This window comes from Algibacter sp. 2305UL17-15, from assembly GCF_040720935.1.
Taxonomy (GTDB): Bacteria; Bacteroidota; Bacteroidia; order Flavobacteriales; family Flavobacteriaceae; genus Jejuia.
The window spans coordinates 1-18,718 of record NZ_JBFDAE010000004.1; the positions used below are offsets into that span (position 1 = coordinate 1).

General features: G+C 32.8%; 17 protein-coding genes and 1 tRNA gene. 10 read left to right on the top strand and 8 right to left on the bottom strand.

Annotation, left to right across the window (positions count from 1 at the left end; all coding sequences use genetic code 11):
* Positions 1-76: 76 nt before the first annotated feature.
* From ABXQ82_RS05185 to ABXQ82_RS05195, 3 genes are read right to left on the bottom strand one after another with little or no spacing between them, the layout of a single operon-like run.
* On the bottom strand, positions 77-505 hold the full coding sequence (locus tag ABXQ82_RS05185) for a hypothetical protein (RefSeq protein WP_367055896.1): 429 nt from the start codon (positions 503-505) through the stop codon (positions 77-79).
* Entirely contained in the window at positions 489-1,253 is a 765-nt protein-coding gene (locus tag ABXQ82_RS05190) for an ImmA/IrrE family metallo-endopeptidase (RefSeq protein ID WP_367055899.1), read from the bottom strand. Before ABXQ82_RS05190 ends, ABXQ82_RS05185 begins: the two co-directional genes overlap by 17 nt.
* Complete coding sequence (locus tag ABXQ82_RS05195; protein WP_367055902.1) at positions 1,231-1,575, bottom strand: helix-turn-helix transcriptional regulator; 345 nt, start codon at positions 1,573-1,575, stop codon at positions 1,231-1,233. The genes ABXQ82_RS05190 and ABXQ82_RS05195 overlap by 23 nt, the downstream gene beginning before the upstream one ends.
* Positions 1,576-1,741: 166 nt before the next feature.
* On the opposite strand from ABXQ82_RS05195, the gene ABXQ82_RS05200 reads away from it, so the two are divergent.
* The 5 genes from ABXQ82_RS05200 to ABXQ82_RS05220 all read left to right on the top strand — a co-directional run bounded on the left by ABXQ82_RS05200 (position 1,742) and on the right by ABXQ82_RS05220 (position 6,893).
* Positions 1,742-2,584: a helix-turn-helix domain-containing protein gene (locus tag ABXQ82_RS05200; RefSeq protein WP_367055905.1), complete on the top strand. Its 843-nt coding sequence runs from the start codon at positions 1,742-1,744 to the stop codon at positions 2,582-2,584.
* 91 nt (positions 2,585-2,675) lie between these two features.
* Positions 2,676-2,843 carry a hypothetical protein gene (locus tag ABXQ82_RS05205; protein ID WP_367055908.1) on the top strand — a complete coding sequence of 56 codons (168 nt, stop codon included), beginning with the start codon at positions 2,676-2,678 and terminating at the stop codon, positions 2,841-2,843.
* Between the two features lie 115 nt (positions 2,844-2,958).
* Positions 2,959-3,345: a cupredoxin domain-containing protein gene (locus ABXQ82_RS05210; RefSeq protein ID WP_367055911.1), complete on the top strand. Its 387-nt coding sequence runs from the start codon at positions 2,959-2,961 to the stop codon at positions 3,343-3,345.
* 116 nt (positions 3,346-3,461) lie between these two features.
* On the top strand, positions 3,462-3,980 hold the full coding sequence (locus ABXQ82_RS05215; protein ID WP_367055914.1) for a ferritin: 519 nt from the start codon (positions 3,462-3,464) through the stop codon (positions 3,978-3,980).
* Positions 3,981-4,775: 795 nt separating this feature from the next.
* On the top strand, positions 4,776-6,893 hold the full coding sequence (locus ABXQ82_RS05220; protein ID WP_367055917.1) for a Tex family protein: 2,118 nt from the start codon (positions 4,776-4,778) through the stop codon (positions 6,891-6,893).
* Positions 6,894-6,979: 86 nt separating this feature from the next.
* Here the strand turns inward: ABXQ82_RS05220 and ABXQ82_RS05225 are convergent, their stop codons facing one another.
* The 5 genes from ABXQ82_RS05225 to ABXQ82_RS05245 form a co-directional block, all read right to left on the bottom strand.
* Entirely contained in the window at positions 6,980-7,861 is an 882-nt protein-coding gene (locus tag ABXQ82_RS05225; RefSeq protein ID WP_367055920.1) for a DUF1080 domain-containing protein, read from the bottom strand.
* Positions 7,862-8,055: 194 nt separating this feature from the next.
* Complete coding sequence (locus tag ABXQ82_RS05230; protein WP_367055923.1) at positions 8,056-8,193, bottom strand: FeoB-associated Cys-rich membrane protein; 138 nt, start codon at positions 8,191-8,193, stop codon at positions 8,056-8,058.
* A 27-nt stretch (positions 8,194-8,220) separates the two neighbouring features.
* Entirely contained in the window at positions 8,221-10,320 is a 2,100-nt protein-coding gene (feoB, locus tag ABXQ82_RS05235; protein WP_367055926.1) for a ferrous iron transport protein B, read from the bottom strand.
* A complete protein-coding gene (locus ABXQ82_RS05240; RefSeq protein WP_367055929.1) occupies positions 10,313-10,549 on the bottom strand; it encodes a FeoA family protein in 237 nt (78 codons plus the stop codon). Before ABXQ82_RS05240 ends, feoB begins: the two co-directional genes overlap by 8 nt.
* Before the next feature lie 142 nt (positions 10,550-10,691).
* The gene (locus ABXQ82_RS05245) at positions 10,692-11,360 is read right to left on the bottom strand and encodes an SCO family protein (RefSeq protein WP_367055931.1); all 669 of its coding nucleotides are present in this window, start codon (positions 11,358-11,360) and stop codon (positions 10,692-10,694) included.
* A gap of 163 nt (positions 11,361-11,523) precedes the next feature.
* On the opposite strand from ABXQ82_RS05245, the gene rseP reads away from it, so the two are divergent.
* The 5 genes from rseP (at position 11,524) to ABXQ82_RS05270 (ending at position 18,701) form a co-directional block, all read left to right on the top strand.
* The gene (gene rseP, locus ABXQ82_RS05250; RefSeq protein ID WP_367055934.1) at positions 11,524-12,855 is read left to right on the top strand and encodes an RIP metalloprotease RseP; all 1,332 of its coding nucleotides are present in this window, start codon (positions 11,524-11,526) and stop codon (positions 12,853-12,855) included.
* Positions 12,856-12,926: 71 nt separating this feature from the next.
* Positions 12,927-13,000: transfer RNA gene (locus ABXQ82_RS05255), tRNA-Asn, on the top strand.
* A 474-nt stretch (positions 13,001-13,474) separates the two neighbouring features.
* On the top strand, positions 13,475-14,266 hold the full coding sequence (gene cas6 / locus ABXQ82_RS05260; protein WP_367055937.1) for a CRISPR-associated endoribonuclease Cas6: 792 nt from the start codon (positions 13,475-13,477) through the stop codon (positions 14,264-14,266).
* A gap of 86 nt (positions 14,267-14,352) precedes the next feature.
* Positions 14,353-16,977 (top strand): CRISPR-associated helicase Cas3', encoded by a 2,625-nt coding sequence (cas3, locus tag ABXQ82_RS05265; protein ID WP_367055940.1) that lies wholly within the window; start codon positions 14,353-14,355, stop codon positions 16,975-16,977.
* Between the two features lie 5 nt (positions 16,978-16,982).
* Entirely contained in the window at positions 16,983-18,701 is a 1,719-nt protein-coding gene (locus ABXQ82_RS05270) for a hypothetical protein (protein WP_367055943.1), read from the top strand.
* Positions 18,702-18,718: the final 17 nt, after the last annotated feature.

Here is an 18,718-nt window from a genome sequence, read left to right on the forward strand (position 1 = left end):
ATCTTTCAACGCAAAAATTAAAGCTTTTAGGGCACAGTTCAGAGGTGTGAGAAACGTAGATTTTTTCCTTTATAGGTTAACCACAGTATTTGCGTAAACACAACAATTGTTCTTGATCCGTTAAATAGTCAACATTATGTAAGTCACAATAGTTTTTAGTGTCTTTCAAATTATTACTGGCAATTACATTTTTAGTATGTTTAGCATATGACATACATGCTGCTTCTCCATCTCCATAATATCTAGATTTTTTAATCCAAAAGAATTCTTTTGATATTTCTGTATTAGTTTGTGGAAAAGGTATTATTTCAAGTATTTTAAACTCTATTAGATTTTCTATTTCTTGTTGTTTGCCTTTCCACTTTTCAAGCTCACAGTAAACCACATCTAATATTTTGATTGGTGTTTTAAAGATTGTACTTAAAGCTGTTATTTTACCAGCTCTTAAAAAATGTGACACTACATCTGAATCAATTAATATAATCCTGCTACTCTTCTTCGTCATTTAGATTGGTTTTTAGAGCATCATAAGGGTTAGTTAAATCAAATAATAAGGAGTAATATTGGGATTCAGATAATTTTCCTTCTTCGAAAAGTTCTCGAGCCAAAGAACCATAATTGCCGATGAACTCTTGGTGATTTCCAGATTCATATAAGTTAGTTAGGTATCCGTTCTCTCTTGCGCTAATTTTGACATTTACTTTGTAATAGTTATAAAAATCTTGATTTATTAAGTTTAGCTTTAAAAGCCTGTAAAGCAATGCTGCTCTTGAGCAACCGAAAAAATGTTCAATTTTGAGAATAGTTTGAATTGTGATTTTATTTTTCCCTAATTCGTTATCAGGAATCAAAGCTTTTATTCCTGCTTCGGGTAATAATAAAAAAGCAGCGAACCAATCAGCATTGTATTCTTCTCTATCATTTTTATTAAATTTTCCTGTGACACATGAACGTGCTGTAAAATTTTCTTGTACGTATAAATGATAAAGCTCATGACAGATAGTAAAGTGTTGTTTTCCCAGAGCATGGTTGCTGTTAACTAGAATGAATTTTAAATCTTCGTTTTCGGTTTGTGCAATTTTAATTGCCATACCTGAAAAACCGCCACTAAGAGGTTTGAAAATTGTTATAATGTTTAATTGAGATAAAATACTTTTTAGTCTAATAGTAGTTTCGCTCCCAAGCCCGAGTTTCTTTCTAAATTCGTTAGCTTTTTTTTCAAGTAACTCTCTATTCATTCTTTTTAAGTTCAATTAGTTTCACATAGTTTTTTACTATTTTTTTGAAACTAGAAATTTCATTCAAATCATTTGCGTTAAAGTTTTCTGCGCGAAATGCAAACGCTAAGTTTACTGAGTTCTCATATGGATTTTCTTCATAAAGATCATATCCTTCAATTCCAAAAATATCCGCAGCTCTAGAAATTACCGAAATAGGAGCTAATCTTTTTCCGCTTTCGTAATAGCTTAATTCCGTTCTATTAATTCCTAAAAACTCCGAAAATGATTCTTGGGTAAATCCTAACTTCTTTCTGTAAGCCTGAATGTTTTTACCTAAAGTCTTTTTGTCGCTCATTTTCTTTGGATTGGTATGTTGCAAAAGTATGAAAAATATTTTATTAGCTACTTTTGTAACATCACAAATTAAGCCAAACTATAAATATTTATTTAAAATAACTTGTACTAACAATAGTATATTTAGAATCTTGTAATGTTTTTAATTAGATTCAGACAAAGGAACCATGCAAAAAACATTCAAAGAATTCTCTACCAACGCCATCCTAAAAATAGGAGATGAGGAACTTCTAGAATTTTATAAAGAAGCCAAACAACCAGATTTATACACCTTCATTAGAACCAATGATTTTAAAGCTGAAATTGTGGTCGATAGTATTCCTTATACTATAGAGCCAAATAGTATTTTAGTATTGACCACAGTTCAATACTTCCGGTTTACAGCAGGTAAGGATTTAGTCGTTTATCAATTCAACAGAGAATTTTATTGCATTAAAGACCACGACCAAGAAGTAAGTTGTGCAGGATTGTTGTTCTTCGGAAATGTGCATATTCCAATTTTGGAATTAGATGTAGATGAAAGCAGGAAATTCAAAATATTGCATGACGTCTTTTTAGATGAGCTGGAAACTGAAGATACAATACAAGCAGAAATGCTACGTATGCTCATGGCACGTTTCATTATCATAAGTACTCGATTATTAAAAGCAAAAGAAGGTTTTGTGGAAACTGCAAAAAACACTAAAATCGATTTATTGCGTGAATTTAACATGTTGGTAGAAACACATTTTAAAAATGAACATAGCGTCTCTTTTTATGCTGAACAATTATTTAAATCTCCGAAAACCTTATCCAATACGTTTGCAAAACTGAATAGGAGTCCGTTGCAAATCATTCACGAACGTATCGTGCTTGAAGCAAAACGCTTATTAATCTATACCGATAAATCGGCTAAGGAAATAGCATACGAAGTTGGTTTTGAGGATGCTTCACATTTAAGCCGATTATTTAAAAAACATACTACGTTATCTCCTTCAGAATTCAAAAAACAGCTTAGAAACGCATCTTAGGGAAAAATCGACAAGCTCTAAGGCAATCTTACCATTTTATCACTTCTTATTTCAATTCATCTTTGTAGCGAACAATTAAATCAACACAATTATGAATTTAAAACACATATCAATCTTCAATTTAATTGAAATCTTCAAAGGAAAAAGAAAAGCAGCATCAAACACGATCAGTACAAAAACACATTGCGAGCAAAATCATATTTCAGATTTTTATTGCGATGCTGAAAAACGGCATATAGCTCCAAATACAATAGGATGAAATCAATAAAGGAAAAATCGACAAGCTTAAAGGAAAAGTTCACATGGTATGACTTTTAGTACTGTTGCACCTTTGTACAAAGAATTACAAACAAGAAAATTTAAAATAAATAATCATGAAAAAAGTAGTAGCAATTTTAGTAGTAGTATTAGCATTTACATTCAGTTCAAATGCGCAAGATAAGATGATGGACAACCCAGTAAAAACAATTTCTTTAGAGCAAACTAAAGGCGAGTTTGTTCAAAAAGCACTAACTGTAAGCGAAGGTACTTATGTATTTGAAGTGTCAAACAACCATGCCGCAAAAGAAGTTGGTTTAGTTTTAGTCCCAAAAGGAAAAGACGCTAGTAAACCAGAAAACCATATTAAAACAGCATATGTAACAGCTGTTGCTAAAGATGGTGAAACTCAGAAAACAAAGGCTACGACATTAGCAAAAGGAGAATATGTGTATTTCTGCCCATTAAATCCAACACCGCAATATACATTGACAGTACAGTAGTTTTTAAATTGATTAATAGTTAGAAAAGGGGTTATTCTATAAAAGGATAACCTTTTTTTATTGAACCCGTTTGAAAGAAGCAAGAGAAATCTGTAACTTTACAAAAAACAAATATTATGGTATCAAAAAATATAGAAGACGCATTAAACAATCAAATTCGAATAGAAGCAGAATCTTCTCAAATCTATTTGGCTATGGCTTGTTGGGCTGAGGTTAAAGGTTTGGAAGGTGTTTCTAATTTTATGTATGCACAATCTGATGAAGAACGTGAACATATGTTGAAACTTGTAAAGTTTGTAAACGAACGTGGCGGACATGCCAAAATTTCAGAGTTAAAAGCACCAAACGTAACTTTTAAATCTATTAAAGAAATGTTCGAAAAATTGTTTGACCATGAAGTGTTCGTGTCCCAAAGTATCAATGAATTGGTTCATATTTCACTTCAGGAAAAAGACTATGCCACGCATAACTTTTTACAATGGTATGTAGCTGAACAAATAGAAGAAGAAGCAGTTGCAAGAACCATTTTGGATAAAATAAACATGATTGGCGACGATAAGGGTGGCTTGTATTTATTTGATAGAGATATTGAAAATTTAACCGTTACCACGGCAGCTACGAATACGCCAGCATAAGATATAGATCCCGCCAGATACTGAAATACTGAAATAAATTCAGCACATGCAAGTTCTGCACAGGAGGCGGGATTAGTTCAACTTACAAATTTGAGTTCGTCTAAGGACTTCTCAAATTTGAGTTTTACTAATAATTTTAACATTTAAGCTTATTTAGATTTAATAAAAATAGCTTACTTTTGCCTTCGGATTTGAATAGCACATTCTATTTTGGGTAAAAAGAAGCAAAAGAAAGCAATCAAAAAATTACGAAAATTAGGAATTGAACTTCCCGATAAAGTAAAAAGCAGTTGCTGTAAAAAGTTTAAAAAAGGCGAGAACAAGCGTTGTAAAAAATGTCCTTGTTTTGATTTGGTTAAAAAAGTAGCTTAATAACTCGTTGTCATGCTGAACTTGCATGTGCTGAATTTATTTCAACATCTCATTTCTCAAAGTTAAAAATGCATATAAATTCAGACCTGTCAGTCCTGACTCTTCGGAGTTTAAAACCTGAGAGGTCTTTTTAATTAAATCAACTTTAAAATTCACTATTGCCTATTAAATTTCGCTCCTTTGGAGATTTATATCATGTTTACGATTCTTTCTAGAAAGATTATGCTCCAATAGATCTACAAAAAATCCCATAGGGATGAAATCTTTGTAGCAAAAGGATAAGAAATAAAAATCAAGCCCCAACGGGGCGACATCTTAAAAACAGCTTATCCTGTAAGTGATTGAGACCTTTCTGAAAATTTTTATCGGACAAGAATGTTTAAAATTATTTAGATTTGATTAAAATTTAGAGCTTCAATCAGCATGATAAAATATATAATCCAGCATACCCAACTTCCAGAAACGGCAGTAAAAAATACAATCCAGTTGCTAAACGAAGATTGCACGATTCCATTTATATCGCGTTACAGAAAAGAGCGGACAGGAAATCTGGATGAAGTTCAAATAGGAGATATCGTTAAATTCAAGGAACAGTTTGAAACTTTAGAAAAACGAAAAAAAGCCATCTTAAAAGCTTTAGAGGAACAAGCTGTTTTAACTTCGGAATTAAAACAAAAAATTGAAGCGACTCAAGATGTAACCTCACTTGAAGACCTATACTTACCGTATAAGAAAAGCCGAAAAACCAAAGCAGAGAAAGCCAGACAAAATGGATTGGAACCTTTGGCAAAAATCATCATGTCTCAAAATGCGAACGACATCGAATCCATTGCTTTTAAATATGTAAAAGGGGCTATAAATTCTGTTGGAGATGCTTTGGAAGGCGCAAGGCATATTATCGCAGAATGGATTAATGAACGTACCGATATTCGGAATAATATCCGTCGTCAATTAGAACGTTTTGCAATGATTTCCACGAAAGCGATCAAAACGAAAGCAGAGGATGAAAATGCCCAAAAATTCAGGGATTATTTTGATTGGGAAGAATCTTTGGGCAGAATTCCATCACACAGACTTCTAGCGATTTTGCGAGCAGAAAAAGAAGGTTTTATTCGATTGAAAATTGAAATTGATAACGAACGTGCTTTAGAGAACATTGAAAGGCGCATCATAAAAAGTAACAACGCTTCTGCGGAAGAGATAAAAGTAGCTATTAAAGATGCTTACAAGCGATTACTATTTCCATCATTAAGCAACGAAGCCTTACAAGCAGCAAAAGATAAAGCCGATGCATCTGCTATAACCGTTTTTGCTAAAAACCTAAAACAATTATTATTAGGTGCGCCGTTAGGCGAAAAACGAGTTTTGGCAATTGATCCAGGATTTAGAACAGGTTGCAAAGTAGTCTGTTTAGATGCGCAAGGGCAATTAAAACACAACGAGACCATTTATCCGCATCCACCAAAGAGCGATAGTGTTGGTGCCATGAAAAAGATAAGTTCGCTTGCCGAAGCTTATAAAATAGAAGCCATTGCTATTGGAAATGGCACCGCTTCAAGAGAGACTGAAGCATTGATTCGAAAAGTCCATTTTAAAAACGATATACAAGTATTTGTGGTAAGTGAAGCTGGTGCGAGTATATACTCTGCTTCAAAGATTGCACGAGAAGAATTTCCAGATTATGATGTTACGGTTCGAGGTTCTGTTTCGATTGGAAGACGACTTCAAGATCCATTGGCGGAATTGGTTAAAATTGATGCGAAATCCATTGGCGTAGGACAGTATCAGCATGATGTAGATCAAACTAAATTGCAAAAAGAACTGGATACTGTGGTTGAAAACTGTGTAAATTCAGTTGGAGTAAATCTTAATACAGCGAGTAAACCTTTGTTGAGTTATGTTTCGGGAATTGGGCCAAAACTAGCTGAAAACATTTTCGATTACAGAAACGAAAACGGTGCTTTCACATCTAGAAACGATATTAAAAATGTGCCACGTCTGGGTGGAAAAGCTTTTGAGCAAGGGGCAGCATTTTTAAGAATTAAAGATTCAAAAAATCCGTTAGACGATTCTGCTGTGCATCCAGAAAGTTATCCCATTGTAACAAAAATGGCTAAGGATTTAGGTAAATCAGTAGAAGATGTAATAGGAAATAAGGAATTACTTCAAAAGATAGATTTAAAAAAGTATTGTTCAGCATCTGTTGGTTTATTAACCCTTGAAGACATTATTAAAGAACTAGAAAAACCAGGGTTGGATATTCGAGAGCAAGCTAAAGTCTTCACTTTTAATCAAAACATAAAGACCATAAATGATTTAAAAGCAGGGCAATTACTTCCTGGAATCGTCAATAATATTACTAATTTTGGGTGTTTCGTAGATGTGGGTATCAAGGAAAGCGGCTTGATTCATGTGTCTAACCTATCAGATTCATTTGTAAAAGACGTGAACGAACATGTAAGTTTACATCAACAAATTATCGTAAAAGTTCTGGAGGTTGATATGCCGCGAAAGCGAATTCAATTGAAGTTGCATAACTAAAACTATTCTTCAATAAAACAAGAAATAAGGTGTTTGAATATGTAAAATATTAACTGGATAAATTGGAATTAGCCCTAATCCCATCTTTATTTAAAGCGCACTTGTTTTCTAATAAACCTCGGAAATTTTTTAATAGGCGTTAAAACCATTTGCTTATAATAACACTCTGCAGCTTCTGATTGAATTTGTATTTGTCCCTCGGTTAATGGCTTTCCGTTTTCTGGATTCATAGCATTTTCAACCACCATTACAATTTCACCATTTACAACATGAACAGCATCATTACCAACTACATAAATTTCTAAAAGGTTCCATTCACCATGTGGCGCATCATGTTCCGAAGCAGCTTGGATATAACCATTGCCACTTGAATATGTTTCGGAGTTAGGGTCAAATTTTTTCACCTTACTAAAATCTCCTCGAATTTCTACAACTGGCTCTCCAACTTTTGGTGTAGCAGTATTTCCTCCTAGTGGGATAAAATCCCCTAAATCTTGTTCCTGTACTTGATATTCTAAAGCTGTTTTCCAAGTTTTCCAAAACCTGCCATGGTCACCATAGCTGTGATATAAAATACCGGTATCTCTTTTGGCATTAAGTCTGGGTGCCCATTTCTTATCGCCCCATCTAAATAGAGTACTTAAATGATAGTTGCTATAATTTTCCTTTGTGGAAATACAGCCATATATTTCTCCTGAAATATTTAAAATAACTTCTCCGTTTTCAGAAGTAGTTGTAAATATATTTTTAAGGTCGTTATTTAGACCTAGCGGAGTGCCTTGAGTAACTATATCTGCTTGGAAAGTACCGTCGGGTAAATCTTTTACAGAAGTATGTGGCACACCAATCCATTTTTCAAAATGACTTAAATTTTTGTCTAATAGTTCAATAGGTTTCTTTTTCTTTTGTGCATTAATTGAACCTACAAATAGAAACATTAAAGCTAATCCGTAAAATGTTTTCTTCATTTTTTAAAATTTTGAGAATAGTTTTTCTTAGGAACTGAAATTAATTATAAAAAACGGTTTTGTCTTAATAGACAATTACTTTTTTAACCCGTTGTGCATTTTGGCCCTTTTTAATAAACAAATGTCAGTTCTGACAAAATTTTCTCAAAATGTACAACGGTTTTTTTAGAATTTAAGGGTGATTTTGATGTTTACTAGTGGCAACCACAACCATCATCGCCACCACAAGCTTTTTTAGGTTTTGATTTTTTCCAGAAGAATTTCTTAATCAGAAATGAAATTGCCAAAGCCATAGCAGTAAAAACTAATATGTTTTGAATGATGTTGTTCATAATAATTAAGTCGGATTTAATTTAGCTTCATTTCAAAAACTGAAAAGCAATTAAAGCTACAATATACGCAAAAGCTGTCATTATAACTAGTTGTAAAATAGGCCACTTCCAACTGTTGGTTTCCTTTTTCACGATAGCTAAAGTACTCATGCATTGCATGGCAAAGGCATAAAACAGTAATAATGAAATCCCTGATGCGAAAGTGAACAAAGGCCCTCCTAAAATAGGGTTTACCTCTCCAGCCATTCTGTTTTTAATGGTTTCTTCTTGGTCGCTACCAACGCTGTAAATTGTAGCAAGTGTCCCCACAAATACCTCGCGGGCAGCAAAACTACTGACAATGGCAATGCCAATTTTCCAATCATAACCTAAAGGTCTGATAGCGGGCTCTATAGCATGACCAGCGATACCTATAAACGAATGTTCTAGTTTGTGTGATGCTATTTTTTGTTGCAATTCATCTTCACTTAAAACATCAGAAGCATGCGCCGTTTTTACAATAGTTTCTGCATTATTAAAATCTTCTCCAGGGCCATAGGAAGCCAGGAACCAAAGCACTATAGATATGGCTAAAATTATTTTTCCTGCACCAAATACAAACGATTTTGTTTTTTCAATTACTGTTAAAACAACATTTTTAAACAATGGCAATTTGTAATTTGGCATTTCAATAACAAAAAATGTCTTGCTTTTTATTTTAAGTATTCTGTTCAATATATAAGCTGAAAAAACCGCAGTTCCGAAACCAATTAAATAGAGGAGCATTAACGTTAGTGCTTGATAACTCAATCCCAAAAACCGACCTTCTGGAATAACCAATGCAATAATAATCAAATACACAGGTAATCTTGCAGAACATGTAGTAAAAGGCGTTACTAAAATAGTGATTAAGCGTTCCTTCCAGTTTTCAATATTCCGTGTTGCCATAATAGCAGGAATAGCACAGGCGGTTCCAGAAATAAGGGGGACAATACTTTTTCCACTCAATCCAAATCGACGCATAATGCGATCCATCAAAAACACAACACGACTCATATAACCGCTTTCTTCGAGCACCGCTATAAATAAGAATAAGAAAGCGATTTGCGGAATAAAAATGACTATTCCACCAAGCCCAGGGATAATCCCTTCAGCAAGTAAACTTGTAAATGCGCCATCCGGTAATGTGTTTTTTGTCCATTCGCTTAAACTCGCAAAAAGGCTGTCAATAAAATCCATTGGCACACTGGACCAATCGTAAATAGCTTGGAATATAGTGAGTAGAATAATTCCAAAAATAAAATATCCCCAAAATTTATGGGTTAAAATTCGATCCAGTTTAATACGTAAATCTTTAGCCTGACTCAAATCTATAGTCTGCCCTTTATCTAACGCATTATTAATAAATTGATAGCGCTTTATAGTTTCTTTTTGCTGTAAACGTTTTAAGTCACTTTTGGTTTTGGTCTTGAAATCTGCAACGGCATCAATTTCATTTCTGTCCGTTTTTCCGAAGTTTACATCCTGGGTAATAACCAGCCAGAGCTTATATAACAATTGGTTTGGGAACGCTTTTTTGAGGTTTCCAAAATATACGGCATCAATCTGGGAAGTGTCTAGACAAGGTTCAACAGAAACCTCCTTATAATTTATAATAAGCTGTTTTAAATTATCAATACCCTCACTTTTTCTGGTGCTGATTAAAGCAATTTTTGTATTCAGTTTTTCCTCCAAATAATCCAAGTCTAGAGAGATGCCTTTGTAACGCATTCTATCAGACATATTAATCACTAAAACCGTTGGGATTTCTAAATCCTTTATTTGGGTAAAAAGTAACAGATTACGTTTTAAATTTTCAACATCGGTAACCACTACTGCAATATCGGGGAAGTCTTTGTCATTTTTATTGAGCAACAATTCAATTACCACATTTTCATCCAGAGAAGACGCGTTCAAACTGTAAGTTCCCGGTAAATCTATAATATGTGCTTTTACACCACGTGGTAATTTACAAATCCCTTCTTTTTTCTCAACAGTAATCCCAGGGTAATTTCCAACTTTTTGGTTTAGACCAGTTAAAGCGTTAAAAACCGAAGTTTTTCCCGTGTTGGGATTTCCAATTAAAGCAACGTTTATCTGTTTACTCATGCGCTACTTTTTCAATTAAAATAAGTGCGGCCGTTTCTTTTCTAATCGCTAAATGCGACCCGTTTACATTCAAATACATAGGGTCTTGAAACGGTGCAACCTGAACTAGTTCTACCGAATTACCGGGCAAACATCCCATTTCCAGAAGTTTTAAAGGAATATCAACCGACGAAACATCAGTAATAATGGCGTTTTCCCCTCGTTTTAAATGTGCTAAAGTGTCTTCCAAGCTTATTTAGATTGATTTTAAAGAAGCAAAAGTAGTGTAAAGTTTAGAAGTAAAAAAGTTTTCAGTCGCAGTTTTCAGTTGCAGTCAGAGTATTCAATTGGCGGAGTCCAGTTTGGGGTCACAGTTTCAAATAGGGAATAAATTACTTTTCTTCTTTCAACACAGAAATATCATTGAGTAAACGACTAATATCCTCCGCATTTGTGCCATCATAAAAACCTCTAATTTGCCGTTTTTTATCAATAAGCATAAAGTTTTCGGTATGTATCATGTCATATGGGCCACCATCACCATTCTCTTTTACCGCCAAATAACTTTGTCTCGCTAGTTTGTAAATCTCCTTTTTATCGCCCGTAACTAGATTCCATTTTTTATCGTTTACACTTTTTTTAGTTGCATAACGTTTCAATTGTGCAACAGAATCGATTTCTGGAGTAACAGAATGTGACAAAAGCATCACTTCATCATCATTTAAGATTTCTTTCTGAATTTTAACCATATGGTTTGTCATAATTGGACAAATGGTTTGGCAGGTTGTAAAAAAGAAATCGGCAACATAAATTTTGTCCTTATAATCGTTTTGAGTGACGATTTTACCATTTTGATTCAAAAGTTTGAAATCTGCTATTTTATGGTATTTTTTTTGATATTGAATGGTGCTGTCAACCAATTCTGTACTTACCATTGCAGGTTGATAAATAGGTAAAGGTTTGTAAACATTTAGCGTATTATAAATAAGCGCAATTATAATGATGGAGATAATTCCAAAAACGATGGCAAACACCTTATATGCTTTAAAAAAGGACAACATTAATACTTAGAAATTATAAGTTTTGTGCAAAAATACAATGAAATTAAGAGCCTAAGAATTTAAACCAAACTTAAATTAGTGTTAAAACGAGTTGCAATAAACAAATGACTTTTTAAACACGGTTTAAAAAACGTACTTTTGCACGGTTATAAAAAAAATGTAGATGTCGGTATTTTTGATAAAAGCGGCTCAATTACTATTGAGTCTTTCCATATTAGTTGTTTTACATGAGCTTGGGCACTTTATTCCTGCCAAACTTTTTAAAACCAGAGTAGAAAAGTTCTACCTGTTTTTTGATGTAAAGTTTTCATTATTCAAAAAGAAAATAGGCGAAACCGTTTATGGTATTGGTTGGTTGCCCTTAGGAGGTTATGTGAAAATTGCTGGAATGATTGACGAAAGTATGGATACCGAACAAATGGCAAAAGAGCCACAACCTTGGGAATTTCGCTCTAAACCCGCATGGCAACGATTGATAATTATGTTGGGTGGAGTTACAGTAAATTTTTTGTTGGCAATTGTGCTTTTTATGATTATGCTTTCCGTTTGGGGATCTAAGTACATTACCAAGGACGATGTAAAATATGGTTATGGCGTTACCAAAACTTTAGAGAATTATGGATTTAAACAAGGAGATAAAATTATTTCTGTCAATGGTGAGCCAATAGAAGATATTACCATTGATATTAATAAGTACATTATGTTTAGAACCGTTGAAAATATAAAGGTAGAACATGCAGATGGCACTATTGAAACCATTAAACTTCCAGAGGATATAGGGACTCAACTTTTTGAAGCTGGAGATTTGCCAGCTTTAGAGCCACGTTCCCCTTTTGAAATAGATTCAGTTGTACCAGATTTTCCAGCTGCGAAATCGGGATTGTTGCCAAAAGATAAAATTGTTTCAATAAATGGACAACCGGTTACTTATTTTACTGATTTTACTTATGGAGTTAAAAACAGTCCGGATTCTATTTTAAATATACAAATAGAACGTAATAACAATATTTTAGATTTAAAGATCAAACCAAATGAAGATAATAAAATAGGTATTGTTTCTACTAAAACAGATTTGGACTATATAACCTACAACCAAAAAGATTATACGTTTACCGAGAGTTTATCTGGTGGAGTAAATCAAGCATACTGGGAAATTAAAGATTATTTAGCACAGTTTAAATACATTTTCACAAAGAAAGGCGCTACCCAAATTGGAGGTTTTGCAGCTATAGGACAAATGTTTCCAGCAGAATGGAATTGGCAGGCATTTTGGTATTTAACAGCTTTCTTGTCTATTATGTTGGCTGTTTTAAATTTATTACCAATACCTGCGTTAGATGGCGGACATGTTATGTTTTTATTATACGAAATGGTATCTGGAAGAAAACCGGGAGACAAGTTTATGGAGTATGCGCAAATGGTAGGTTTCTTTATTTTAATAGCATTGGTTTTATTTGCAAACGGGAATGATATTTATAAAGCGATATTTGAATAAAATTTGTTTAAAAATATTTGCAGGAATTAAAAAACAACATATATTTGCACTCGCTTAGTAAAAAAACACAGTCCTTCTTAGCTCAGTTGGTTAGAGCATCTGACTGTTAATCAGAGGGTCCTTGGTTCGAGCCCAAGAGAAGGAGCAAAAAAAGTCCAGCAGAAATGTTGGACTTTTTTGTTTTTAATACTTTCCTTTTAATACTTGCGCTTACCGTACTATTCGCATTTTACTTCAAATGCTAACTTGCCAAGTTATTTTACTTAAAAAGGCATACTATTAGGTGTACCATTATTTCTTCAAGGTGTACCATTTAACTATTCACATAAAACCTTAAAAATCATGAAATTAAACATACAATATTCATGATATAAATCCAAAACTGGTTTTACCCTACTTGAGCGGATGGCGTTTATTGATGCAATTAGTAGTCTTATATATCTTCATTATGCACTTTGTGAATTATATATTAGGATCTGTTTATTATCTTTTTTTCCAACGAAATCGTATTATGAATAGTATTTTCAGAATTTATACACAATAACTTGTAATTTATTTCTAATATTTTTATAAGTTTATGCAGTTATTAAACACCTAACCATTTTTATTAGAGATTTACATGCGGTTTCAACTCCAACTGGATTCTAAAAACAGGAATCCAATTATTCCTATAAATTACCAATACCCGTTAAGTGCTGCGATATATAAAATTTTAGACCAGGCAGATGCTGATTATGCCGCATTTTTACATGAAGAAGGCTATACTGTTGATGGGGGACTAAAACATTTTAAGTTATTTACCTTTTCAGATTTGAAGGGCCGGTGCAAAGGAAACCACGACAGGTTGCATATCAACTCAATTATGGAGCTTATAGTGTCATTCCATTTGCCCGAAGCGGCCCAACATTTTGTAAAAGGTTTGTTTCTGTCCCAAGATATCGATATAGCGGACAGTAAAAGCAAAGCGACCTTTAAGGTGAATAGTGTTGAAGCCTTACCCGATCCTTTTGTTGATTTTGAGAAAGATGTTAATAGCACCATGACTTTTCGTCCCCTTTCTGCATGCGTTGCCGGAATTAAAAATGACAAAGACGACTATGACTTTATACCACCAACCGATGCACGCTTTGCCTTTTGCATAAAACACAATTGGGAAGAAAAATTAAAAGCCTTAAAAATTCCGTTTGATGAAAACGAATTAAAAGTTGACGTAAACCGAAAGAACACCAAACCCAAGTCGCGATTAATAACTGTTAAAGCATTTACCAAACAACAAACGCGAATAAAAGGCTACTTGAATTTTGAAATGGAGCTAACAGGGAATTCAGAGCAGTTGCAGGTTATTTATAATGCTGGAGCGGGGTTGTATAATGCGCTGGGGATGGGGTGTTTGGGGGTATTGGAAGAATGAAATGGATTGATAAGCGGATGTTGCTATCAAAAAGGAAAAGAGTTTTTTATGAGAATTAAATCTAAGAGCAGTTCATTTTGAGTTATATGGAAGAAAAAAAGTTGAATTATGAAGATTTTTATAGAAAAATAACTTCTGACACACATAACCAAAATGGCTTTCCTCCATATGTTTATCAAAAAAAAGTTGCGGAACACCTTCTGAATGGTAAGAATATAATCCTTTCTGTGCCAACGGGTGCTGGAAAGACTTGGGCTTCTATTATGCCTTTTTTATATGCAAAAAATCGAACAGATATAAATTTTCCTAAAAAGATGATTTATAGTTTGCCGCTTCGGGCATTGTGTAATTCTATTTCAGAAGATGTAAATAAAGCTATTGAAAACACAAACTTTGAAGGCTTATCAGCCATTCAAACGGGAGAATTTAGTGAAGATAAATATTTTGAAAAAGACATTATCTTTTCTACGATTGACCAAACATTGAGTAATTTTCTCTGCTTTCCTTTGCCTTTATCGCAACGTCAAGCTAATGTTAATGCTGGTGCTTTGATTGGTAGTTATTTGGTTTTTGATGAATTTCATTTGTTAGATGGTGATCGTTCAATGGCGACAACTTTAGGGATGTTACGAATGTTAGGTAAGTTGAGTCGCTTTTGTATTATGACAGCGACTTTGAGCGATGATTTTATGACAAAAATAAAAGGTGCTTTGGATGATATTGAAATCGTGACTTTAGATGGTTTTGATGAAGATATTGCTAAGATTGGTTCGTTGAAAGTTCCTGAAAATAAATCAAGTAAAAAAGAGATTGAAGTTGTAAAAGGCATTATTCGAGCCGAAAAAATCAAGGAAAACCATATTGATAAAACAATTGTAATTTGTAATAGAGTAGAAACAGCTCAACGTGTTTACTTAGAGCTGGAATATTGGGCAAAGGAAAAAAACATCAATTTGATTTGTTTGCATTCTCGCTTCTTTGATAGGCACCGAAAGGCAGCAGAGAAGCAACTAAAAGTGCTTTTTGGTAAAGATGTAAAAGACCAAAAGACGAATTCCATTCTAATTTCTACTCAAGTCATTGAAGCAGGAATGGATATTTCTTGCGAAGTAATGCACACGGAAATTGCTCCGATTAATGCTTTATTACAACGTCTTGGAAGGTGTGCGAGATACACAGGCGAATATGGAAAAGTATTTGTTTATGATGTTTTGGAAGAGGAGGAAAAGGCAAAAATTGATGTAAAGGATTTTAAAAATTTATCGAAAGAAGATAAAACAGAAATTCGGAAATTGAAAAACCTTTATTTGCCATACAAAAAAGACTTATGTATAAAAACACTTGAATATTTATCTCAAAAAAAATACCAACAACTTAATGAAGATATTACGATTGAATTGGTGAATGAAATTTTAAAACAAGAAGAAAAAGAAATTTGGGAGGCAATATCTGATGGATATAAAATGAAAGAAATACGTGATTCTTGGCGTACTTCAGTTGAAAAAAAGTTCGGAGCAAAAAACCTATATCGTGAATTAATTCGTGATATTCAAAGTACAGAAGTGATAATTATTGATAATCGTGATTTTGCTGTTAAGATGCCCTTCTCGTTAGAAAGTGTGGGTATTTTTAAATGGAGCGTGATAAAATGGATAAAGGAAATTTTTGAAGAATATCAACATCGATTTGATGAAGAGGATGATACATTTTGGATAGTTGGAGTTATTCGAGATAAAGAGGATTTGTTTTTGGATTTAGATGAAAATGAAATGGAATACGAATTTCATCCTTTGAAAGATATTGAAGCTGTTAAGGAAACACATGAAACCCTATTTCTGAATAAAGAATTATTTCATTATCATCATTCAATTGGATTTAATAAAGTGGGAAAAGGTGAAGAAAAATCTAATTTTAAAGACCGACAGGATAAGGAACAAGTTATTCATGCTTACCGAAAAGATACATTTATTGAGCATACAGAGGGCTTATTAGGTGCTTTTGAACAAAATTTTTCAAAGAAAAAACAATTTGGAAAACAACAATTGGATTTTGTGTTTAATGCTTTTAATGAACGTTTGAAATCAAAGGTTGATTTTGAAAAATTGATACAATTGATTTTGATTTTACATGATTATGGTAAGTTAGATGATAAATGGCAAAATTGGATGCAAACGTATCAAAAAGCATTATCCGAATTTGAAGTATCTCCTTTCACTTATCAAAAAAACTTAACACTTGGGCATACAGGTTTTGACAGCAAAGAACAAAAAGAACAGTTAGGTGAACAGTACCAAAATATTATAAAAGAAGTAGAAAAATCTATCAAGAAAAAACTCAAAGGTGGTCGTCCTCGACATTCTGGTGTTGGTGCTTTAGTGATTTTTGATGTTTTAGAAGATTGGTTAGGAAGTGATAAGTTATGGGAAAAATTATTTGTTCCTGCAGCTTATGCTATTGCTCGACATCACGGAGTAAGTAACGTTAGTAGCCCCAAATTTTTCGTCTCTGACCATAATTATCAATCAATAAATCATCTTTTGGAGAAGTATGGGTTTGGAAATTATAATTTATCACAAAAAGAAAAAGCAGAAGAATTAGAGGATTTCACAAGTTATAGTCAATCAAGTTTTTTAATGTATTTATTCTTTGTTCGGATTTTAAGGCTTTGTGACCAAAAGGCAACTGATGATTTTGAAAAATACTTAAACTAAAAAATATGTACACAACTTTCCACATACCAAAAGAAGCAAATACTTATGCAGATACATTAGAGGCTTATGGTGTTGCTCATTTAGTACAAGCAATTTATGATAATCTGAATATTGAAGGTTATATTAAAATTTATGATAGAGAAGTTTATTTTGAAATATTGCTAGAAGAGCCTTTAACACAGGAGATACTAAAGGGGTTAACTTATTTTCAAATCATAGAATTTATTAAAAAAGATGAAAAAACAGGTTTGCCTAAAAATTTTACAGGCGTAAATTATTTTGACTTTTCCAAACAAAAGGAAATTAAATCAAATAGAAAAGCCGATTTCGATGCTATAAAGGATTTGAAGAAAGATGAGAGAAAAAATGCTATTCTTCGTATTGAGGAAATATATCATTCAAAAGGAGCAAATAGACTTCGAGATGAATATGATGTATTATCTCAATTAGCTGATAACAATAATATTAATGCATTTTATAAAATTTATGAAAATCTAAATCTGAACAAAGATAAATTTAATGTAATCATTTCGGAAATTCTAAATCAATATATCGTTGGTATAGAAGGGAGTTCCGAATATGAAAAACTAATTAAACAGAAAAAAATATCTGTAAAAAAAAATATAACTAATCTTCAATTGATTAATCCAAACAAAGGAAAAGGTTTAAATAAAGCTAAAGCATGGGGAATAGAAACTAAAAATTGTAGTAGCAAATGGACTAAGGAGTTAATGAAGTTAAATGGAGCAATGAAGTTTGGAATGACTTGTATTTTATTTCCTTCTGGTAGCAGAAGTTTTGATATGAAAGTCTATGTACCTGTTTTCAATGAAATGATTTTAGAAGAAAAGACATCTTTATTAAAAAAATTCAAACGAATAGCAAGTAGCAATACACCAATAAAATTAGATATACAAAATACCTTGAAAATTTGTGAACTGTTTTTAAAACAACATGAACGAAAAAGACGAAGAAAGCTGAAAGAGTTTTTGTTAGGTTTCCATGTAGTATATCAAAAACAACTAAGTCAACATACAAAAAGTGTTACGAATATTGGCTTTTTAGAAACGCCTGATTTTATTGATTTGACAGACAGAGAAGATTGGTTAGAAATTATCGAAGACCAAAAAAAGGTAATGAATGGTATTATAGAACAAGGTGATGCCATGATTGGATTATTGGCTTATCGTAACTTTTTGAATGGTTCGGACATTAACGAATATTTCAAATTCAACTATTGGTTTGCCTCTTATTTGATGCACGAATTAAGCAATAAGAAACAAACTTATGTAACAACAAATAAAATTGAAACATTAAACAAAATATTTACACTTATGGACATTTCATTTAAGAAAATTATCGAAAACGAGGGATTTCAAGGAGTAGCGGCTGCAATCCGTAAAAGTACGGTTAGTCTGCAATACACGCCAAAAGAACAAAGAAAATTTGACGTTCAATATGGTCTTGCTCAAAAATTGCAAAACAAGTCGAATTCAAAAGAAGATTTGATTTCTTTTATTGGAGAATTTGTAGCAAAATACAATTCTGATACAGCTCGTCAATATGAAAAAACAAATAAGGCTTTTAGAGCAAATGTGAAAGACAAAGAATTATTTGCATTCTTTGAATTAGTGGATATTGTTAATTCAAAAGTATTAGGTGCAATGCTCGCAGCTTATGGATTTGCATTGAATAAAAAGGATAAAGAAACATCAGAAGAATAATTTTAATCAATTAAAAA